The organism is Pseudarthrobacter sp. RHLT3-21 (assembly GCF_059383495.1).
The window spans coordinates 80,956-101,743 of record NZ_JBWZCI010000005.1 but is presented as its reverse complement, the minus strand read 5'-3'; the positions used below and the strand labels follow the sequence as shown (position 1 = coordinate 101,743).

The 20,788-nt window shown below is 65.1% G+C and carries 19 protein-coding genes; 11 read left to right on the top strand and 8 right to left on the bottom strand.

The genetic code is table 11. The annotated features are described in order from the left end of the window. Nucleotides 1-66: 66 nt before the first annotated feature. Complete coding sequence (gene purB / locus AC50YA_RS07615) at nucleotides 67-1,509, bottom strand: adenylosuccinate lyase (protein ID WP_494981701.1); 1,443 nt, start codon at nucleotides 1,507-1,509, stop codon at nucleotides 67-69. Nucleotides 1,510-1,542: 33 nt separating this feature from the next. After that, the gene (locus tag AC50YA_RS07610) at nucleotides 1,543-1,737 is read right to left on the bottom strand and encodes a hypothetical protein (protein ID WP_494981700.1); all 195 of its coding nucleotides are present in this window, start codon (nucleotides 1,735-1,737) and stop codon (nucleotides 1,543-1,545) included. Nucleotides 1,738-1,998: 261 nt separating this feature from the next. Between AC50YA_RS07610 and AC50YA_RS07605 the strand changes: the two genes are divergently transcribed. Then, on the top strand, nucleotides 1,999-3,450 hold the full coding sequence (locus tag AC50YA_RS07605; RefSeq protein ID WP_494981699.1) for a hypothetical protein: 1,452 nt from the start codon (nucleotides 1,999-2,001) through the stop codon (nucleotides 3,448-3,450). An 8-nt stretch (nucleotides 3,451-3,458) separates the two neighbouring features. Here AC50YA_RS07605 and AC50YA_RS07600 read toward each other — a convergent pair whose 3' ends face one another. Next, nucleotides 3,459-3,887 (bottom strand): phage holin family protein, encoded by a 429-nt coding sequence (locus AC50YA_RS07600; protein WP_494981698.1) that lies wholly within the window; start codon nucleotides 3,885-3,887, stop codon nucleotides 3,459-3,461. A gap of 83 nt (nucleotides 3,888-3,970) precedes the next feature. On the opposite strand from AC50YA_RS07600, the gene AC50YA_RS07595 reads away from it, so the two are divergent. From AC50YA_RS07595 to AC50YA_RS07575, 5 genes are all read left to right on the top strand, one after another. Beyond that, nucleotides 3,971-5,089: a histidinol-phosphate transaminase gene (locus AC50YA_RS07595; RefSeq protein ID WP_494981697.1), complete on the top strand. Its 1,119-nt coding sequence runs from the start codon at nucleotides 3,971-3,973 to the stop codon at nucleotides 5,087-5,089. 149 nt (nucleotides 5,090-5,238) lie between these two features. Next, the gene (locus AC50YA_RS07590) at nucleotides 5,239-6,537 is read left to right on the top strand and encodes a thiamine pyrophosphate-dependent dehydrogenase E1 component subunit alpha (protein ID WP_494981696.1); all 1,299 of its coding nucleotides are present in this window, start codon (nucleotides 5,239-5,241) and stop codon (nucleotides 6,535-6,537) included. Beyond that, complete coding sequence (locus tag AC50YA_RS07585) at nucleotides 6,537-7,517, top strand: alpha-ketoacid dehydrogenase subunit beta (protein ID WP_463859356.1); 981 nt, start codon at nucleotides 6,537-6,539, stop codon at nucleotides 7,515-7,517. The genes AC50YA_RS07590 and AC50YA_RS07585 overlap by 1 nt, the downstream gene beginning before the upstream one ends. 58 nt (nucleotides 7,518-7,575) lie before the next feature. Next, entirely contained in the window at nucleotides 7,576-9,018 is a 1,443-nt protein-coding gene (locus AC50YA_RS07580; RefSeq protein WP_494981695.1) for a dihydrolipoamide acetyltransferase family protein, read from the top strand. 39 nt (nucleotides 9,019-9,057) lie between these two features. After that, nucleotides 9,058-9,672 carry a phosphatase PAP2 family protein gene (locus tag AC50YA_RS07575; protein ID WP_494981694.1) on the top strand — a complete coding sequence of 205 codons (615 nt, stop codon included), beginning with the start codon at nucleotides 9,058-9,060 and terminating at the stop codon, nucleotides 9,670-9,672. Nucleotides 9,673-9,681: 9 nt separating this feature from the next. Here the strand turns inward: AC50YA_RS07575 and AC50YA_RS07570 are convergent, their stop codons facing one another. The 5 genes from AC50YA_RS07570 to AC50YA_RS07550 all read right to left on the bottom strand — a co-directional run bounded on the left by AC50YA_RS07570 (nucleotide 9,682) and on the right by AC50YA_RS07550 (nucleotide 13,671). After that, on the bottom strand, nucleotides 9,682-10,029 hold the full coding sequence (locus tag AC50YA_RS07570; RefSeq protein WP_494981693.1) for a hypothetical protein: 348 nt from the start codon (nucleotides 10,027-10,029) through the stop codon (nucleotides 9,682-9,684). Nucleotides 10,030-10,182: 153 nt separating this feature from the next. Beyond that, nucleotides 10,183-10,611 (bottom strand): universal stress protein, encoded by a 429-nt coding sequence (locus tag AC50YA_RS07565; protein WP_494981692.1) that lies wholly within the window; start codon nucleotides 10,609-10,611, stop codon nucleotides 10,183-10,185. A gap of 53 nt (nucleotides 10,612-10,664) precedes the next feature. Beyond that, nucleotides 10,665-11,969 (bottom strand): aminotransferase-like domain-containing protein, encoded by a 1,305-nt coding sequence (locus tag AC50YA_RS07560; protein ID WP_494981691.1) that lies wholly within the window; start codon nucleotides 11,967-11,969, stop codon nucleotides 10,665-10,667. 56 nt (nucleotides 11,970-12,025) lie between these two features. Further along, nucleotides 12,026-12,898: a GerMN domain-containing protein gene (locus AC50YA_RS07555; protein ID WP_494981690.1), complete on the bottom strand. Its 873-nt coding sequence runs from the start codon at nucleotides 12,896-12,898 to the stop codon at nucleotides 12,026-12,028. Between the two features lie 215 nt (nucleotides 12,899-13,113). Further along, on the bottom strand, nucleotides 13,114-13,671 hold the full coding sequence (locus AC50YA_RS07550) for an NAD(P)H-dependent oxidoreductase (protein WP_494981689.1): 558 nt from the start codon (nucleotides 13,669-13,671) through the stop codon (nucleotides 13,114-13,116). Between the two features lie 123 nt (nucleotides 13,672-13,794). Here AC50YA_RS07550 and AC50YA_RS07545 point away from each other — a divergent pair, with 123 nt between their 5' ends. From AC50YA_RS07545 to AC50YA_RS07525, 5 genes are all read left to right on the top strand, one after another. After that, nucleotides 13,795-14,403, top strand: coding sequence for a TetR/AcrR family transcriptional regulator (locus AC50YA_RS07545; RefSeq protein ID WP_494981688.1), 609 nt, complete (start codon nucleotides 13,795-13,797; stop codon nucleotides 14,401-14,403). Nucleotides 14,404-14,764: 361 nt separating this feature from the next. Next, on the top strand, nucleotides 14,765-15,748 hold the full coding sequence (locus tag AC50YA_RS07540) for an ABC transporter permease (protein ID WP_494981687.1): 984 nt from the start codon (nucleotides 14,765-14,767) through the stop codon (nucleotides 15,746-15,748). A gap of 2 nt (nucleotides 15,749-15,750) precedes the next feature. Then, on the top strand, nucleotides 15,751-16,725 hold the full coding sequence (locus tag AC50YA_RS07535) for an ABC transporter permease (RefSeq protein ID WP_494981686.1): 975 nt from the start codon (nucleotides 15,751-15,753) through the stop codon (nucleotides 16,723-16,725). Next, on the top strand, nucleotides 16,722-18,953 hold the full coding sequence (locus tag AC50YA_RS07530; protein WP_494981685.1) for an ABC transporter ATP-binding protein: 2,232 nt from the start codon (nucleotides 16,722-16,724) through the stop codon (nucleotides 18,951-18,953). Before AC50YA_RS07535 ends, AC50YA_RS07530 begins: the two co-directional genes overlap by 4 nt. 49 nt (nucleotides 18,954-19,002) lie before the next feature. Further along, the gene (locus AC50YA_RS07525) at nucleotides 19,003-20,721 is read left to right on the top strand and encodes an ABC transporter family substrate-binding protein (protein WP_494981684.1); all 1,719 of its coding nucleotides are present in this window, start codon (nucleotides 19,003-19,005) and stop codon (nucleotides 20,719-20,721) included. Nucleotides 20,722-20,788 lie beyond the last annotated feature (67 nt).

The window sequence follows — 20,788 nt, the reverse complement described above, 5'->3', positions numbered from 1 at the left end:
CGGAAGGCGCCGGGCCCTCAAAGGACCCGGCGCCGCCGTCGTACGTTTATGGCCGAGCGTGCCGGCTTACTTGAGGTGGTCCACCAGCTGGTCCGCGATGCCGGTGTACTTGCCCGGTGTGAGGGCGAGCAGCCGCGCCTCGGCCTCGGCCGAGAGTCCCAGGCTCTGAACGAATTCCTGCATGCGGGCGGCATCCACACGCTGGCCGCGGGTGAGGTCCTTGAGCCGCTCGTACGGGTTTTCCATGCCTTCGACGCCGGCGATCGCCTCGGCGCGCATGACCATCTGGATGGCCTCGCCCAGGACTTCCCAGTTGGTGTCCAGGTCGCCGGCGAGCACGTCTTCGGCAACGTCGAGCCGGTCCAGGCCTTTGGCCACGTTGGAGATCGCCAGGAGGGAGTGGCCGAACGCCACGCCGATGTTGCGCTGGCTGGAGGAGTCCGTGAGGTCGCGCTGCCAGCGGGAGGTCACCAGCGTGGAGCCCAGCACGTCCAGGAGGCCGGAGGAAATCTCCAGGTTGGCCTCGGCGTTCTCGAAGCGGATGGGGTTGACCTTGTGCGGCATGGTGGAGGAACCGGTGGCGCCGGCCACGGGGATCTGGGCGAAGTAGCCGATGGAGATGTAGCTCCACATGTCCGTGCAGACGTTGTGCAGGATCCGGTTGAACCGGGCGACGTCGGCATACAGCTCGGCCTGCCAGTCGTGGCTTTCGATCTGGGTGGTCAGCGGGTTCCAGGTCAGGCCCAGGCCCTCCACGAAGGACCTGGCCACGTGCTGCCAGTCCGCGCCCGGAACGGATGCGACGTGGGCTGCGTACGTTCCGGTGGCGCCGTTGATCTTGCCCAGGTATTCGGTCTTGGCGATCCGGTCCAGCTGGCGGGTCAGGCGGTGCGCGATGACGGCCAGTTCCTTGCCCAGGGTGGTGGGCGTAGCGGGCTGGCCGTGCGTGCGGGACAGCATGGGGACCGCGCGGTTGTCCTCGGCCATCTTGCTGATCTGGGCAACGAGGGCGCGTGCGGCGGGCAGCCACACGTCCTCCACAGCACCCTTGACGCCCAGTGCGTAGGAGAGGTTGTTGATGTCCTCGGACGTGCAGCCGAAGTGGACCATGGCGGTCAGGTTCTCGATGCCGACGGCGGGCAGGCGGCGGCCGATGTAGTACTCCACTGCCTTCACGTCATGGACGGTTACGGCTTCGATTTCGGCGAGCTCGGACACCGAGGCTGAGTTGAATTCGGTGACGATCGCGCGGAGCTTTTCCTGCTGTTCCGCGGTGAGCTGGCCTGCGCCGGGGAGGACGTTGTTGCTGGTCAGGTGTATGAGCCACTCGACTTCCACGGCCACACGGTCACGGTTCAGGGCTGCCTCGGACAGGTAGTCAACGAGGGGCGCGACGGCGGACTGGTAGCGGCCGTCCAGCGGACCCAGGGCGATCTGGTCCGGTGACGCGGCAAAGGCCAGGCGTCCGGAGGGCGTGCGGGTATCAGCTGTGGCGGCAGTTTCAGGCATGTGCTGATTGTTTCATGAACTCTTCACTGCCGCTTAAGCGGTCCGGCTGATGTGAACAGCGCGTGACTTGTCCACATAGCCGACGGCGGTGCTTCCGCCGTGTGGGCGGCTTTCCGTAGCGTCGGGGTTCAGGACTTGGCGTTGACGGATCAGATAGTCATACGGGTAGCCGGAAGGGGGAACGGGCATGGGCAGTGACGTGACGGCAGCCGACATGGCGGCATGCATGTCGCGCGGTTATGAGGTTCAGCAGTTGGCGGCTCGGATTGACCTTTGCTTGGGGAGGGTGGAAAAGGTCCTCGGCGGCTTTCGCGAGATCCAGCTCCTGGACTGGCAGTCTCCCGCGGGGCGGGCATACCGGAATTCGGTAGCCCTCCAGGAGGCGGCGCTTGGAAGGGCACGCGTGAGACTCGAGGACGCGTTGTCTTCGGTGCGACGTCACGCGCAGGCGGTGGGAGCTTCGGCCGGCGACTCGGCGGGGCGGTACTGATGGCCGAGGTGACCCCGTCCGGGAGCGGCGGACCCATCCAGCTGACACGGCCTGCCGTGGACGGGGGCATGGAAATCAGGGGAGGCGTTGGTGGCATCAGTTTTCAGTTGGAGGAGCTCATAGGCGGCGCCGAAAAGCTCGACGCTGCTGCGGGGGAGTTGGCTGGAGTGGAAGTGGAGGTGCGCCGCATCTGGGAAGACCTGTGCCCCTACCAGGACGAAGCGCGTCCCACCGGAACGGCGGCCTTGATTGGCCTCGGCGAGGCGCAGTGGAGCGTCCAGGCCGTCCGCGTGGAGCTGCAGCGAATCAGCCAGCAGGTACGGGACTGCAAATGGGACTACGAGACGGCGGAAGCATGGGCGGGTTTCTCGCGCGGAATTGGCGGCAGCCTGACCAGCACCGAAACTCTCGGTCGGCAGGCGGGAGATCTCGGGTTGGGCTTTGTTCCCAACAGGGAAGTCGCGGAACTCGCCGCGGGCCCTGTGGCCCTTGCGGCCTTGCTCGCAGTCGCGCCGGAGCGCTTTTTGGTAGCGCTCGGGGCAGACATGGCGGCCGGCAGGCACGTCGCGGCGGCCGTTCCCATGCTCAACGGCGCGGCAGGGAGTTCCGTCCGCATTCTGCAGCCGCGTCCGGTCACGGTGGACCGGAAGGAAACGCTGCCTATTGAGTTCGATGGCTCGCCGGCTTCCCTCCTGGAACGGGCACGGATCATTGGTGAGCGGGGTGAGGGCTACGTGGAAGTCATCGAGGTGGATAACGGGGGACAGAAGGTCTACGTGGTGGTCATTCCCGGAACGCAGACGGGAGGCGAAATGGGCGGAGTGAATCCCTTCGATGAAGCCGGAATCGTTGAAGGGCTGGGTCACAACTCCGCAGAAATCAACGCGGCGGTGTTGCGGGCCTTGCAGGATGCCGGCGCAGAAAAGGGTGCGCCCGTAGTTGCCGTGGGTTACAGCCAAGGTGGAATCCATGCCATGAACCTTGCGGCCGACGAACTGTTCCTCAACGAGTACGACATGAAATATGTGCTCACTGCAGGGTCTCCCGTAGGTGGCATTGTTCCGGACGCCGACGTCACTGCTCTCCATCTGGAGCATAGGCAGGATTGGGTGCCGGGAACTGACGGCACACCGAACCCGGACGCCAGAAACCGGGTTACGGTGACCCTCAACAGCCCAGTAACCACGCCCGAAGGTGGCGAATTCGGTATTGGTCCAGGCCACAGGCTCAGCAACTACACGGGAGGCGCACGGCTTGTCGCGGAGAGCGACGATCCTTCGCTCACGGCGTCAACCGCCGTCCTGAGCGGCGTCCTGGGGGCAGGCGGCACGGCAACGGCCACACGTTTTGCGCTGACGCGCGCGAAGCCTCCCGGGACGCCGCCCGGGCCCGTACCGCGGCCCATGCCACACTCCCCACCGCGGCCGTCTCAGATTGACCGGGCGAGGTGATCCGCCCGTTAGCGCCGGCGGCCGCCCGGCACCCGGCCCGCCACCAGCGAAATGAGCGTGATGATGATGGCCGCGAGGACCGCCGTCCAGAAGAACGAGTCGATGGTGAAATGCACCGGCGTGTAACTGCTGAGCCAGGACGTCAGATACAGCATGGCGGCGTTGATGACGATGGTGAACAGCCCCAGCGTGAGGATGGTGATGGGCAAGGACAGGAAGCTGACCAGGGGGCGTACAAACGCGTTCACCACGCCGAAGATCAACCCGATGAACAGGTACGCGAGAATGATGCCGACGGTCTCCGTGCCCTGCGTTACGCCCGTGTTGGCCACCGCCTCGGTAGTGGCCGAAGTAGAGATATCCAGGCCCGGTAGTATCCAGCTGGCAATCCAGAGGGCCAGCCCGTTGATGAGGACTCGAACAATAAAAGAGCGCATACGCCCATGCTGTCACATTGCCCCTGAGCCCCGCCTGGGCGCCCGCCCAATCCGTGGCGTTCAGGCGAAGTAGGCTAGTTTGCATGACTTCATCAGAGATCCTGCCTGGCGAAATCCGGCCGCGCCCCGTGGTTGGCCGGCTTCCCCGCTACGCCGCAGGAAAGCCTCCCGTCGCCGCGGATGGGCTGGCCAGCTACAAGCTCTCCTCCAATGAGAACCCCCTGCCCCCTCTTCCGGCGGTGCTGGAGGCGATTTCCAGCCAGACTGACTTCAACCGCTACCCCGACCCTCTCAGCAGCAAGCTTCGTGCTGCGCTCGCCGAGTTCCTGGATGTGCCGGCCGAGGACGTGGTCACCGGTGCTGGAAGCCTCGGCGCCCTGAACCAGCTGCTGTCCACGTTCGCGGGCCAGAACGAGGACGGCAAAGCCGACGAAGTGATCTATGCGTGGCGGTCCTTCGAGGCCTATCCCATCAGCGTGGGCCTGGTGGGCGCGGAAAGCGTCCGCATCCCACTGACGGCAGACGGACGCCACCACCTTGACGCCATGGCCGCAGCCGTCACGGTCCGGACCCGGGTCATCCTGCTCTGCACTCCGAACAACCCCACGGGGCCCATCCTGACCACTGCCGAAACGGAGCGGTTCATCCAGGCGGTCCCGGCCGACGTTGTGGTGGTCATTGACGAGGCATACCAGGAGTTCGTCCGCTCCGAAGACGCCGTGGACGGCATCGCGATGTATCGCAAATACCCGAACGTTGTGGTGCTCCGGACGTTCTCCAAGGCGCACGGGCTGGCGGGCCTGCGCGTGGGCTACAGCCTCTCGAACCCCGGGCTCACCCAGCACTTGCGCGTCGCGGCCACGCCCTTCGCCGTGTCACAGATCGCCGAACAGGCCGCCATTGTTTCGCTGCAGAATTACCCACAGGTTGTAGAAAGGGTACAAAGCATCGTGGACGAACGCACCCGCGTAACCTCCGGGCTCCGTGAGCTGGGCTGGTTTGTGCCTGAGGCGCAAGGCAACTTCGTCTGGTTGAACCTCGGCGAAAACAGCTCGGAATTTGCCGAGCTGGCGGGCACGCAGGCGCTTTCGGTGCGCGCCTTCGGTAGTGAAGGCGTGCGGGTCAGCATCGGCGAGCCGGAGGCCAACACCCGCTTCCTCGAGCTCTGTGCGAACTATACAAAGGCGCCACGACCTTCCTAATGCTTAACATGCATCAGGAGCGGCACCTACTGAAGATAAAGTAAGGATCAGAAAGCCAATATATATGCCAACAGGGGAATGCATTCCTCGGGCGGCATATATCCCAGCGACATTGCAATGCATCCGCATGCGGCAAGCAAGGAGACGGTATGGGCGCCACACATCTGCCCTCCACCGAGTTCGATGAGACAGCGGCAGACGACCAGCTCGAGGCTGCGGCCGAGGCCCAACTGGGCGGCCCGGCCGAGCCTATGGTGCAGCTGTTGGCGCCTGACGGGACCCTGGGGACAGACCCGGTCTTCTCTGCGTATGCGGATCGGCTGGACGGTGAAAAGCTGCGCGGCTTCTACGCTGACATGGCCAAGATCCGCCGCTTTGATGTGGAGGCAACCGCACTCCAGCGCCAAGGCCAGCTAGCCCTGTGGGTCCCGCTGACCGGCCAGGAGGCTGCGCAGATCGGCTCCGGGCGGGCCAGCCAGCCTCAGGACTACATCTTCCCCACCTACCGCGAGCATGGCGTGGCGCTGACCCGCAATGTGGACCTCGCGGAGCTCCTGCGCCAGTTCCGCGGCGTCTCGAACGGTGGCTGGAACCCGAAGGACACCAACTTCCATCTCTACACCCTGGTCCTCGCCGCGCAGACACCGCACGCTGTCGGCTACGCAATGGGAATCCAGCGGGACCAGAAGCTCGCGGCCGCTGCAGTCGCCGCGGATGGGGCGGCGGACGGGCCGGCCGAGCCCAAGGCCGCCGTGATGGTCTACTTCGGTGACGGTGCCAGTTCCGAGGGCGACGTCCACGAATCCATGGTGTTCGCTTCCTCCTACAACGCGCCGGTGGTGTTCTTCTGCCAGAACAACCACTGGGCCATCTCCGTTCCCAGCTCGGTGCAGACCCGCATTCCGCTGTCCAACCGTGCCAAGGGTTACGGTTTCCCGGGAATCCGGGTGGACGGCAACGATGCGATCGCCGTCCACGCCGTGACCGAGTGGGCGCTCGAACACGCCCGTGAGGGCAAGGGACCGGTGCTGATCGAGGCGTTCACGTACCGCGTCGGTGCGCACACCACGGCTGATGACCCCACGAAGTACCGGGAATCCGCCGAGGAAGCCCTATGGCGCGCCAAGGATCCGCTGGACCGCCTGGAAAAGTACCTGCGGGCCGAGGGACTGGCCGATGACGCGTTCTTTGAACAGGTTAAGGCCGACGGCGACGAACTCGCCGCCTACGTCCGCAAGACCACCTACGACCTTGAGACCCCGGACATCCGGACCGCCTTCGCCAACACCTACGTCGAGGCCCACCCCTTGGTGGCCGAGGAACTGGCCTGGTTTGAGGAATACAGCGCAGGGTTCGCCGAAACGGCGGAGCGCGACAGCGCTGAACCTGACAGTGCTGGACCCGGCAGCCCGGACCCCGATGAAGCAGCGACAGGAGTGGCCCGCTGATGACCACCATGACCATAGCCAAGGCCATTAACGAGGGCCTGCGCGCTACCCTGGACAACAACCCGCGGACCCTGCTCATGGGCGAGGACATCGGAGCCCTGGGCGGCGTCTACCGCGTCACCGACGGCCTCCTTGCGGAGTTCGGCGCGGACCGCGTGGTGGACACACCGCTGGCCGAGTCCGGCATCATCGGCACGGCCATCGGCCTCGCCCTGCGCGGCTACCTGCCCGTCTGCGAGATCCAGTTCGACGGGTTTGTGTTCCCCGGCTTCAACCAGATCACCACCCAGCTGGCCAAGATGCACGCCCGCAGCAACGGCAACCTCACCGTTCCCGTCGTCGTCCGGATCCCTTACGGCGGCGGTATCGGCTCCATTGAGCACCATTCGGAATCACCGGAGGCGCTGTTCGCCCACACTGCCGGCCTGCGGATCATCACACCGTCCAACGCCCACGACGCCTACTGGATGATCCGGCAGGCAGTGGAATGCCAAGATCCCGTGATCGTCTTCGAACCCAAGCGCCGCTACTGGCTCAAGGGCGAGGTTGACACCGATTCACCAGGCGCTTCGGCCGATCCGTTCAAGGCGCATGTGCTCCGCGAGGGCACGGACGCCACAGTGGTGGCCTACGGACCGCTCGTGCCGGTGGCCCTTGCCGCTGCCGACGCCGCTGCCGAGGACGGCCACAGCATCGAGGTCATCGACCTGCGCTCCATTTCACCGATCGACTTCGACACCGTCACAGCGTCCGCCAAGAAGACGGGCCGGCTTGTTGTGGCGCATGAGGCGCCGACGTTCGGCGGCATCGGCGGCGAGATCGCAGCCCGGATCAGCGAACGGGCATTCCTCTCATTGGAGGCACCCGTGATCCGTGTGGGCGGCTTCCACATGCCGTACCCGGTGGCCAAGGTCGAGGAAGACTACCTCCCGGACATCGACCGGATCCTCGAGGCGCTGGACCGCGCCCTGGCCTACTAGGCGCAGGCACCTTCCCCGCTCACGCTTCCCGCTCAAGTCCGCCGCGAAAGAGGACACCATGACTCTGAACAAGTTCAACCTGCCCGACGTGGGCGAAGGCCTCACCGAGGCGGAAATCGTCTCCTGGAAGGTCAAGCCGGGGGACACCGTTGCCATCAACGACGTTCTGTGCGAGATCGAGACCGCCAAATCGCTCGTTGAGCTGCCGTCCCCCTTCGCCGGCACCGTCACCGAGCTGCTGGTTCCCGAGGGCGTGACCATCGACGTCGGGACCGCCATCATCAGCGTCTCTGACGCCGTCTCCGGTGACCCGACGCCGGCCGATGTCCCGGCCCCCGCCACTCCGGTCCAGCCGTTGTACGGCAAGCTTCCCGCGGACGACGGCGGCACCACGGGCAGTGCCCTGGCCGGCGGTCCGCTGGTGGGATCGGGTCCTAAGGCCGACGCCGTCAAGCGCCGTCCCCGGAAGGCGGCACCCGCCGACCCGGTCCTGGTGGGCGAGCCTGTCATCGCTCTGGTGGTCGAGCCTGTCGAGACCCAGGCAATCACCGAAGCCGTCGATAACCGGCCCACCCTCGGCGGAACGATCACAGGCCTCGTGAACCGCGTCCTGGCCAAGCCACCCGTCCGCAAGATCGCCCGGGATCTGGGGATTGACCTCGCCGATGTGGTGGCCACCGGCTCGCGCGGCGAAGTCACGCGCGAGGACCTGGTCAGCTACCAGGCCCAGCGCGATGCAGAGCTGGATCAGGCCGAAGGCTTCTGGGGCAAAGCAGGCAAGCCGCAGGACCAGCGGATTGAACGGATTCCGGTCAAGGGCGTCCGCAAGGCGACGGCCAAGGCCATGGTGGAATCAGCGTTCGCGGCCCCGCACGTGAGCATCTTTGTTGATGTTGATGCCAGCCGCACCATGGAGTTCGTCAAGCGACTGAAGGCTTCGCGCGACTTCGAGGGAATCAAGGTTTCGCCGCTCCTGATCCTGGCCAAGGCCGTCATTTGGGCTGCAGCCCGGAACCCCAGCGTCAACGCCACCTGGGTAGACAACGTGGACGGGACCGACGCCGCCGAGATCCAGGTCAAGCACTACATGAACCTGGGCATCGCCGCCGCCACCCCGCGCGGGCTGATGGTTCCGAACATCAAGGACGCGCAGGACCTGTCACTCAAGGAATTGGCGCTGGCTCTGAACAGCCTCGCAACCACAGCCCGGGCGGGCAAGACACAGCCCGCCGAAATGCAGGGCGGAACGCTCACCATCACCAACATCGGTGCGCTGGGGATCGATACCGGCACGCCGATCATCAACCCGGGCGAAGTGGCAATTGTGGCTTTTGGAACCATCAAGCAGAAGCCCTGGGTCCTGGACGGAGAGGTCATTCCGCGCTGGATCACCACACTCGGCGGCTCCTTTGACCACCGGGTGGTGGACGGGGACCTGTCCGCCCGCTTTATGGCCGACGTCGCCGCGATCCTTGAGGAGCCGGCGCTCCTCCTGGACTAGGGCGGGGACCAGGACGCCGGGACCACGATCATCAAAACCGTGAACCAAGCTGCCATTCGGTCCAGGAACCGGACAGCCAGATGGCTGACAGAGGTGTTCCAACCGCCGGTGGTGGTGACGCTTCAGCTGCTAATCAGCCCTGTGGTCGAGCCCGGATTCCCCGGCACCATCGGGTACGGAGCCTTGGCTGCGCTGTTTGTGTGCGTGCTGCCGCTGGTCGTGCTCCTCGTGCTCGTGAGGCTGGACAGGGTCACTGACCACCACGTCAGCAACCGCAAACAGCGCGCGCCCGTGCTGCTGATGGTGCTAGGGTCTGTGATCGCAGGCCTGGTGGTGCTGCAAGCCACCGGTGCGCCGCGAAGCGTGCTGGTCATGGTGCTGGCCATCGTCGCCGGCATTATTGTGTTGGCCGCCGTAAGCCCCTTCTGGAAGATCAGCGGCCACGCTGCCGCGGTGTCGTCGGCGGCAGTTATTTCCGTCCTGATGCTGGGACCTGCGTGGCTCCCACTGGTGCTGCTGATTCCAGCCGTCGGGTGGTCGCGGGTGGTGCTCCGCGCACACACGCTGGCGCAGGTGGTGGCCGGATCGCTGTTTGGCGGGCTAGTGATGGCCGGCCTGTGGTGGCTCCTGCGCGGCTGGCTCCTCTACCGGTAAGCCTAAATGTCAGTAACCGTAGGCGGAGTATGCCGTCATCATCTCGACCACCTCGGGATTCCCGCCCAGGGCGCCCGCCCAGGCGGCGAATGTTGCGAAAACCAGGCCACCGAGGATCAGGGCAATGCCTGAGACGGCCGCGAAGAATTTCCAGTCCTCTCGCAGGACGCTCTCCAAGGTCTCCGGCAGGCGCAGTCCCGGCGTGATGAGGTTGGGTGCGCTGTCCACGGAGCCGTCATCCAGCAGGGCAATGACACGGCCGTTGCCGCGGTCCACCCGCATGGAGCAGATGTGGTTGCCGTGGCGGGCCAGAAGGATGTCATGGCCTACAAGTTGGCGGCGCTGAAGAGTAATCAAGGGGCCCCTTTGGCTGGAGTGGAGAGTGGTTGTCCGCTCCGTTGAGGGCACTCCCATTTTATCGCCTGGCCGGTGCTGAAACCGGCCTTAAGGGGTGAGAACGGACACCATGCACCGTCGCGGTGCGGCTGGTGCACGGTGTCGCGTGGTCAGTTAGTCGGCGTCGTAGGTGTTGGCGATGTAGACGTCGCACGTGGCATTGTGGGCAACGCTGTTGGCCACGCTTCCCAGGACCCGGCCGATGCCGCGCATCCGCCGGTTGCCCACCACGATCATCTTGGCGTCAAGGCGCTCGGCTTCCTTGATGAGTGCGTCGGCAGGCTTGCCACGGGCGGCCGAATACGTGACCTTGATCGAGCCGGCCAGCGCCTCGGCCACTGTCTTGGCAACATGTTCGGCACCGTCGGCGTCGGAAACGATCCACTGGTCGCTGCCCGAGCCGAAGATCTCGGTGCGGTCGCTGTCGAAGGCTGAGACGACGTGCAGCGAGGCGCCCACGGCGGCGGCGAGATCCCGGGCCGATTCGGCGGCCTTCTTGGCGGTGCCGCTGCCGTCAACCCCCACAACAATAATTCCGCTCATGCTTTGTACCCCTTGTTCAGTATCAATCGTGGCCACACTCAGTCCGGCCAACGTTACAGCGCTGCAAGGGCTTCGCGCAGTACCGGGGCCAAACGGCGGACACCTTCCTTGATAGCGTCGGGCGGCACCGCGCTGAACGCGAGCCGCAGCTTATTGGACGGCGCATCAGACGTGGTGAAAGCAGCCCCGGGGATAAAGACGACGCCGGCATCGATCGCCTTCTGCAGCAGGGGATAGGTATCCACGCCTTCGGGCAGGGTGACCCAGACGAAGAAGCCGCCCTCCGGGCTGGTCCACCTGGTGCCGGCGGGCATATGCTCGTCCAGGGCTGCGAGCATTGCCGTGCATCGTTCGGCGTAAAGTCCGCGGTAGGTCTCGATCTGGCCCTTCCAGTCATAGTCCCTGAGGTAGGCGGACACCAGCATCTGGTTCAGCGTCGGCGGGCAGAGCGTGACAGATTCGGATGCCAGGTAGTAGCGCCGCTGGAGGTGCTCCGGAACCAGCGCCCAGCCGATTCGCAGACCAGGGGCAAAGATCTTGGAGAAGGACCCCATGTAGATGACATCCGCCGGGTTGGCCGCGCGGAGCGGTTCCAGCGGCTCACCGTCGAACCGTAGGAGCCCGTACGGGTTGTCTTCCAGCACCAGAATATTCGCGTTCCGGCATATATCAACCACACGCTGACGGCGTTCCCGGGCCAGGGTAATGCCGGAGGGGTTGTTGAAGTTCGGGATGGTGTAGAGGAACTTGATGTTCTTCCCGGCTGTCTGGAGCGCTGCGATCCTGGCCTCCAGAAGCTCAGGCACCAGGCCGTCGTCATCCATTTCCACGGTGGCCACCTCCACCTGGTACGCCTCAAACGTATTGAGGGCGCCCACATAGGTGGGGTTCTCCACCAGCACCACGTCCCCCGGGTTGCAGAAGACCTTGGTGGCCACATCCTGGGCGGACTGGGAGCCTGCCGTGATCACCACGTTCTGCGGGATCGCGTCCAGAATTCCCTCTGCCGCCATCACCTCGCAGATCTGGGTGCGCAGTTCTTCCGTGCCCTGCCCTCCGCCGTACTGCAGGGCGGTGAGCCCTTCGTCGGCGATGATGCTGGCAGCCGTGGCGGCCAGCCGCTGAAGCGGAAGGGATTGCAGGTACGGGCTGCCCCCGGCAAGGGACACCAGCCCGGGGCGCATCGAGATGTCAAAAACGTCCCGCACTGCTGATTGCTTAATGTTGGCTGCGCGCTCCGAAAACAGCGCCTCATGGGGATGGGCGGCGCGGTGGGCGGACGTGGCCGCGCGCTCGATGGCATCAATGGCTTCGGCCGGTAGCTGCACTGCGCCGGCATCAAGTGTTTCGTGGCTCACATGCTCAGGATACAGCCGGCAGTTGCCGATCAGGCAACATCTGTTGATCAATCGCGCTATTTGAGGCGCAGTGCTTCGGCCAGCCCAACACCGTTGACGTAGACCTCGGCGCGGATGGCGCCCACCGAGGCGACGGCAGTCTGGGTCAACTGGGCCTCGATGCGGGGGATGTCGCACACCCCCGCCGGACGGATCGAGCCGGACAGGTAGACCGTGACGGCCGTGCCGTCGAAGGTGCCGGACAGGAACGTCAGGGTTGAGCCGGACAGGGAGTTGTACAGTCCGGGCGCCGGTTCTGCGACTCCGTCCAGCAGGGCGCGCATGGCGTTGGCCAACGGTTCCGCGGATCCGGCAACGTTGCGGCGGACGCCTGCCAGGCTGTCGTTGCAGCCAAAGCGCACACCTCCGGCGCCGCCGTCGTCGAGCATGACGTAGTAGGCAGTCACCGTCTGGGATCCGGCGGACTGGCCGGCAGCCGGCGCGGCCGGGGGCGGCGCCAAGGGCTCCGGGGCCGGCGATGGGCTTCCCGCGGCGGCCGTAGCTGTACCGGGTGCCGCTCCGCCGGGCGCGGCAGTCCCGGGCGAGGCCGGACCGGACGCTGCAGGCCCGGACGCTGGACCGGCGCCCGGGATTCCCCCCGGCCTTCCCGGCACCCCGCCGGACGCTTGGCCTGAAGGCTCGGGCGGCGAAGCGGCGGACGCGCCGGTGGCTTCTGGGGGCGCAGCGGTGGCCGGCGGCGGCGCTTGCGGCTGGGGAACCGGGACCAGGGGCGCCTGGGCGCGGTCAGAGTGTTCAATGGTGGTTGCACCGGCCGGACCGCTGCTGCCGGCAGGCGGGTTCGAAGCGGGAGCGCAGCCTCCCAGCCACAGCGGAAGCGAGAGTGCTGCCGCCGTCGCCATCAGCTTTCCGGCGCTCCGCCTGCCTGCCATGTCCGCACCGCGTTCCCGTGCCCAATGCCTTCCGTGCATTAAACGTTACGGCGGTCCCTCAACCCTGAACATGCCCGCGCGGTACCGGTTGGAATAAGACTTGATCACGCGCGCGGTGGCTGCGTCCGTTTCTGCTCTCGGCGAGATAACCAATGCCCCGGACACCTTTCGGTGCCCGGGGCATTGGTAGCTCGAGCCTGCTGTCTGCGGCGGCCTTATGCTGCCGGCTGGGCGGCGGCGAGTGCGTCGAAGACGCCCTTGATCTGCTCCACAACCTCAGCGTCGTCCTTCGGGTGCAGCTCGGCAAAGCGGACCATGGAGCCGGGGACGGCGAGCTTGACGTCCTCGAGCACCTGGGCGCCGGCAATGCCCACTGCCTTGCGGGCTTCGTCCTGCGCCCAGACGCCACCGAACTGGCCAAAGGCGGTTCCGACGACGGCGGTGGGCTTGCCGGAGAGGGCGCCGGCGCCGAAGGGGCGGGACAGCCAGTCGATGGCGTTCTTCAGCGATGCGGGCACCGTGCCGTTGTGCTCCGGGGTCACCAGGAGGAGGGTGTCTGCTTCATTGGCGGCGGCGCGGAGGGCGGCGGCAGCGGCGGGAACCTTGCCCTCGACGTCGATGTCCTCGTTGTAGAACGGGATGTTGCCCAGGCTTTCGTGGATGACCACGTCAACCTGCTCGGGAGCGTTCAGCTGGATGGCTTCGGCGAGCTTCTGGTTGGTGGATTCGGCGCGGAGGCTGCCAACAAGGGTAAGGACGGTGCTCTTCGACATACGGACTCCTGGGGGTCGGGCTGCGGACGGGGCCGCTGGCCGGTGGAAGGGTGGAGGCTTGGTGCCTTCATCGACTAAGCGGACTGTAGTCCGATTATTATTCCCGAGGCTAGGATATGGACTGTGAGCTTTATCCCGCTGCTGCCCGGTTCGCTCGCCGGTCCGCCCGCTGAGCGCAGTGACGCTGCGCGGAACCGTGCGCGGCTGTTGGGCGCGGCGCGGGAGCTGATTGCCGAGTGTGGGGCGGACGCCCTAACCATGGACAGGCTGGCCGAGCGGGCCGGCGTGGGCAAGGGCACCGTCTTCCGCCGGTTCGGGAGCCGCGCGGGGCTGATGATGACCTTGCTGAGCGATTCCGAGGCCGCGTTCCAGGCGCGCTTTATGTTCGGCCCGCCGCCCTTGGGGCCAGGCGCCCCGGGCCTGGAGCGGCTGATCGCCTTCGGTGCGGAGCGGATCGCCTACGTCATGGAGCATGGGGACCTGGCGAGAGCTGCTGAGTCTTCGGCCCACAGCCGCTACGAGGTCCCGGCAGTCATGCTGTGGCAACGCCATGTCGAGCACCTCCTCCGTGAAGAAGGCATGGACGCGGACCCGTTGCTGATGGCCATGTCCCTGACCGCAACGCTGGATCCAGACCGGCTTCTGCACGCCGTCCGCGTCCAGGGCCTGGCGCCCGAGCGACTGACTGAATCCTGGCGGGAGCTTGTCACGCGTGTGGTCCGCGGGCGGTAGAGTACGCCTAAATCACTCGAGTCGTCCAGTCAAATCAATTCCACAGAATTATTCATAACAATCTGATACGGAGCGCACGGATTCCGCTCAGGTGGCCGCATTTCGGACGCTACTCTGTGGTAGTTTCCTCTGGAATGTGACCCGCAACATAGTCCACCCGGACCTATTCTGCGCTGGTCGCGGGAGACCGGCTACGCGCTGGTGAAAACCCGGTGGCGGCGAGACCCGTTGCTGGCCGGGGAAATCGGAAGGATCTGGAACGTGGATGTAGTGAAGGCAGGACAACCGTTGCCAGCCCAGGGTGATCCCTTGGAGTGTTCGTCCATAGTCCTGGTGGCAAAGATCCTGAAGTAGCTGCCACATGATCAGGTACCTCGCCAAGCGCGGCATCACCTACGTCTTTATGATTTTCCTGACCACGTCTGCCGGCTATTTCCTGGCGGTCAGTTCGCTCAAGCCGGCGCTCCTCGAACAGGAACGGATTCCCCGGCCCACACCCGAGCAGGTCGCCAATTCCATGCGCCTGAAGGGCCTGGACCCGGACCTCAGCCCGTGGGAGCGCTACGTTGAGTGGCTCACCGGGATCGTGACCCGCTGGGACTGGGGACGCAGCCCCAACGGCGCCTTCATCAACGCTGAATTCGGGGACCGCGTCTGGATCTCCACCCGGCTCTTCCTCGCAGCCATCGTCCTGACCCTCGTCATCGGCGTCGCCCTCGGGGTCTACTCGGCGGCGCGGCAGTACAAGTTTCAGGACCGGGTGATCACCTCCTACAGCTACCTCGCGTACATCGTGCCCGCCCCCATTGCCTACTTCCTGGTGCAGCTCGGTGCCATCAACATCAACGAGACCGTCGGGAAGCGCATCTTCTTCGTGACAGGCATCTCCACGCCGGGCATGCAACCCGGGTGGGCGCAGTTTGTGGACATGGTGGCCCACTATGCAGTTCCAACGATCGCCATCACCCTTGTCGGCTGGGGTTCGTACCAGATCGCGCAGCGCCAGTACCTGCTGGATAACGTCAATGCGGACTTCGTCCGGACGGCACGCGCCAAGGGGCTGACGCGGAACCAGGCCATCACCCGGCACGCCCTCAGGGTTTCCTTCATTCCGGTGGCCCAAAGCATCGCGTTCACCATCCCGGCCATCTTCGCCGGCGGCTTCTTTGCCGAGAAGATCTTCGCCTGGCCCGGAGTGGGCTCCTGGAGCATTGACGCCATCTCGCTGCAGGACGTCAATGCGGCCACGGCCACCCTCGCCTACGGCTCGGTCATCTTCGCCCTCGGCGCCATCCTCGCTGACTTCGCCACCACGCTTGTGGACCCGAGAGTGAGGGTGCAGTAGCCATGACCAACCTCAACGCCATTGATCCGGCAGCGGTCGCGCAGGAAGCGCACCTCGAAGGCGCCGATGTGGTGATCGCCAAGTCCACCATCATTTTCCGCCGTTTTATGCGGAACAAGACGGCCGTCGCAGGGCTGGCGATCTTCGTTGGCCTGACCCTCTTCTCCTTCGTCGGCGGGTTCTTTACGCCTTGGGACAAGGAGACCCTCGACCCCTTCAACATCGGCATGCCGCCTTCCGGTGACCACTTCCTCGGTACGTCGCAGGCCGGCATCGACCTCTACGCCATGACTGTCGAAGGCACCCGGATCTCCATCCTGATCGGCCTGATTGTGGGCCTCGTGTCCGTCCTGGTCGCCGCGGTCTACGGCTGCACCATGGCCTACTTCGGGGGAAAAGTGGACAAGGTGATGCTCTTCGTCCTGGAGGCGCTCATCATGATGCCGGCCCTGCTGGTGGTGGCGGTGGCCACCAGCGGCGGAGGGGACGGCCTGAAGAAGAACCTCCCCAGCTGGCTCCTGCTGATCATCGTGCTCCTGGTGTTCAGCTGGATGGGGACCGCGCGGCTTATCCGCTCGATGTCCATGTCGCTGATGCAGCGGGACTTCGTCAAGGCGGCCCAGTACATGGGCGTCCCGCCGCGGCGCATCGTGTGGCGGCACCTGGTCCCCAACATCGGGTCGCTGCTGGTCCTGGACATCACCCGCGGCGTCACCGGGGCCATCCTGGCCGAAGTGGCTTTCTCCTTCATCGGCATCGGCATCAAGGTGCCGGATGTGAGCCTCGGCGTGCTGATTGGCGGCGCCACGTCCCAGGTCCAGACGTTCCCGTGGATGTTCTGGGTCCCGCTCACCGTGATGTTCCTGCTCACGGGGTCCCTGGCCATGATGAACGATGGCCTGCGTGACGCCTTTGACCCGAGCTCCAGTTCGGTTGGCCGTGCCAAAAAGACCAGTGCAGGAAGGAAGAGCAAATGAGCACCTTCGTTGAGCCGGCGGACCCGGCCCCCGCAGCGGCCGAGCGGCTCCACATCGCCGGTCTCCACTCGCCGTCGGACGCTGTCCTGTCCGTCCGGGACCTGAACGTCAGCTTCAACTCCGAAAACGGAGCCGTCCATGCCGTCCGGGGCGTCAACTTCGACCTGATGCCCGGAAAAACCTTGGGAATTGTTGGAGAGTCCGGGTCCGGCAAGTCGGTGACATCGCTGGCCATCATGGGCCTGCTGCCTGCCACGGCCGAGATCTCCGGTTCCGTCAGGCTCAAGGGCAAGGAACTGCTGGGCCTGAGCGACAAAGCCATGTGTGCCTACCGCGGCAACGACATCGCCATGGTGTTCCAGGACCCGCTGTCCTCCCTCACCCCGGTGTACACGGTGGGCACCCAGATCACCGAGGCCCTCACCATCCACAACCCGGGCATGAGCAACGCGGCGAAGGAAACCCGCGCCGTCGAACTCCTGGCGATGGTGGGCATTCCCAGCCCCAGGAACAGGCTCAGGGCCTTTCCGCACGAGTTCTCCGGCGGCATGCGCCAGCGCGTGATGATCGCCATCGCCATCGCCAACAACCCGCGCGTACTGATCGCGGATGAGCCGACGACGGCCCTGGACGTCACCATCCAGGCCCAGGTGCTTGAGGTGCTGCATACGGCGCAGGAGGAAACGGGCGCCGCCGTCGTGATGATCACGCACGATCTGGGCGTGGTGGCGGGCATCGCCGACGACATCATGGTGATGTACGCCGGTAAGCCGGTGGAAACCGGCAGCGTGGATGACATCTACTACGATCCCCGGATGCCCTACACGATGGGCCTGCTCGGGGCAGTGCCACGCGTGGACGTCGCGGAGAAATCCTCGCTGGTCCCCATCGACGGCATTCCGCCAAACCTCCTCCACACCCCCACCGGCTGCTCCTTCGCGCCGCGGTGCCCGCTGGTGACCGATGCCTGCCTGGACGGCGAGCCTTCCTTGGACCCGGTTCCGGGCAGCGGTTACCACCAGGCGGCCTGCATCAAATCCGGCTCCCTCGGCGCGGACGTGGATGTCCACGAGATCTTTTCCGCCCCGCCGGTCCCGGCCTCCAGCTTTGACCTCATCCCCCGCGGGGAACGCTCAACCGTGCTGGAACTCAAGGATGTCCGTAAGCACTTTCCGCTGACCAAGGGCGCCCTGCTCAAGCGGCGCATCGGCACCGTGAAGGCCGTGGACGGCCTGAGCTTCGACATCCGCGAAGGCGAGTGCTTCTCCATTGTGGGGGAGTCCGGGTCGGGCAAAACCACCACCCTGCTGGAAATCATGGAGTTCCATAAGGACCAGGACGGCGAGGTGATCATCGGCGGCATCAGCAACAAGCAAGCCGCCGACGCCAAGACCAAAAGCGCCATGCGCCGGGAAATGCAGATGGTCTTCCAGGATCCCACCGGCGCCCTTGATCCCCGTTTCACCGTCTACGAGGTCCTGGCCGAACCGCTCCAGAACGCCGGACTCAGCAAGCCGGACATCAAAAAACGCATCATGGAACTGATGAAACTGGTGGGCCTGCAACCGGACCACGTCAACCGGTTCCCCAATCAGTTCTCCGGCGGCCAGCGGCAGCGCGTCGGCATCGCCCGGGCCCTGGCCGTGAACCCCAAACTGGTGGTCCTGGACGAGCCAGTATCCGCGCTGGATGTCTCGGTCCAGGCCGGCGTCATCAACCTCTTGGACAAGCTCCGCGCTGAGCTGGGCCTCAGCTACCTGATGGTGGCCCATGATCTCTCCGTGGTCCGCCACATCTCCAACCGGGTGGCGGTGATGTACCTGGGGAAGATCGTGGAAATCGGTGAGGTTGACCGGGTTTTCGACAACCCCCGCCACCCGTATACGCGCGCCCTGCTGTCCGCGATCCCGGTCCCGGACCCGCAGTTAGAGCGCACACGGGAGCGGATCATCCTCCAAGGGGACCTGCCGTCCCCGTTGGATGCCCCGAAGGGCTGCAACTTCGCCACACGCTGCCCCGTGTTCGCGGCGCTTCCCGCAGCGAAGCAGGAGCAGTGCCTGACCCTGGAGCCGCCGCTGGAAGCCGTGCAGCCTTCGTCCGCGGTGCAGGTTTTGGAGGCTGGTCCGGTGCCCGCGCCGGACCAGCAGTTCGCCTGCTTCTTCCCCGACGGCGAGCTGGACGAGCACATGCTGGTGGTCCACGAAACGGTGGAACCCTATGCACCCTAGATTTTTTCGACCCATCACAAGCATCACCCGCACCTATGAAGGGAAAACCATGAGGAATCTGACCAAGATCGGCGGCGCAGCGGCCATTGCCGCAGCCCTGACGCTGACGGCCTGCGGAGGTGGAGGAACACCCACCGGACCGGAAACCGCTAAGGGGCAGGGGACGGGCAGCGACCTCGCCAAGCTCATCAGCATCAACGAGAAGCCGGCCGCGGATCTTGAGCCCGGCGGAAAGGTCACGCTGCCGCTTGGCAACATCGGGCCGGACTTCAACGGGTTCTCCAACAACGGCAACAGTGCGGACAACTCCGCCCTGCAGATCCCCATGAACCCGGTGGCTGTGAACAGCGGCGGCATCGGCGGCTGCTGGAAGATCGATTTTGTCGGCAAGGCAACTCCGAACAAGGACTTCTGCGAGTCCGTGGAGAGCAAGGTGGTGGACGGCAAGCAGACCGTCACCATCAAGGTCAACCCGAAGGCCACCTACAACGACGGCACGCCGATCGACGTCAAGGCCTTCAAGAACACCTGGAACATCCTGAAGAGCCCGGATGCCGGCTACGACATCGTGAGCTCCGGAGCCTACGAGTTCGTTGAGTCGGTTGAGGCCGGCAGCAGTGACAAGGAAGTCATCGTCAAGACCACCCAGCCGGTTTACCCGCTGGATGCGCTCTTCTTCGGCCTGATCCACCCGGCCGTGAACACGCCTGAACTCTTCAACGAAGGCTTCAACGGCGAAATGCACCCCGAGTGGATGGCCGGACCGTTCAAGCTGGATCGGTACGACACCGCAGCCAAGACGGTGACGCTGGTTCCCAACGACAAGTGGTGGGGCACCAAGCCCGTCCTGGAAAGCGTCGTCTTCCGCCAGCTGGAAACCAGCGCACAGATCGCTGCCTTCAAGAACGGCGAGATCGACGCCATGTCCGCCAACACCATCGCCCTTTACAAGCAGCTTGAGGGCACCAAAGACTCCGAGGTCCGCCGTGGCCAGCGCCTCTTCGCCGGTGGCATGAACATCAACGCCCAGAAGATCACCGACGTCGCCGTCCGCGAGGCCATCTTCGCCGCAGTTGACCGCGAAGCCCTCCGCAAGGTCCGCTTCAATGGCCTGAACTGGGAAGAGCCCAGCTCCGGCTCCATGATGGTCCTGCCGTTCTCGGACTACTACCAGGACAACTACCCGGTGAAGGAAACCGGCGCGGACGTTGCCAAGAAGGTTCTGACCGACGCCGGCTACGCGCCCAACGCCGCCGGAATCATGGAGAAGGACGGCAAGCCCGCCGCCTTCAAGATCAGCAACTTCGGTGACGACCCCACCACCCTTGCCTTCACCCAGACGCTGCAGAAGCAGCTCCAGGCCGGCGGCATGGATGTTGGCATCGACCAGCGCGCCTCTGCCGACTTCGGCAAGGTCATCGGCGGCCGCGACTTCGACATGAGCGTCTCCGGCTACACCGTCGGCCCGGATGCCACCGACGCCGTCAAGCAGTACTACGACTCCAAGACCAACGAAAACGGCCTGGGCGACGCCGAGCTGGACAAGAAAATCGCCGGTCTCGCCTCCATCGAGGACAACGCCGAGCGCAACAAGGCAGCCATGGACGTTGAAAAGGAGCACATGGCCAAGTACTTCTCCCTGGGTGTTGTGATGAACGGCCCGCAGATCTCCTTCGTCCGCACCGGCCTGGCCAACTACGGCCCGTCCCTGTTCCAGAGCCTCTCCCAGGTTCCGGACTGGTCCACCCTGGGCTGGATCAAGAAGTAATACCCCCGGGACGCTCTCTCACATCCTGCAGGTTTTTCCGCAACGCTCTCTCACTCCCGGTCAGGAA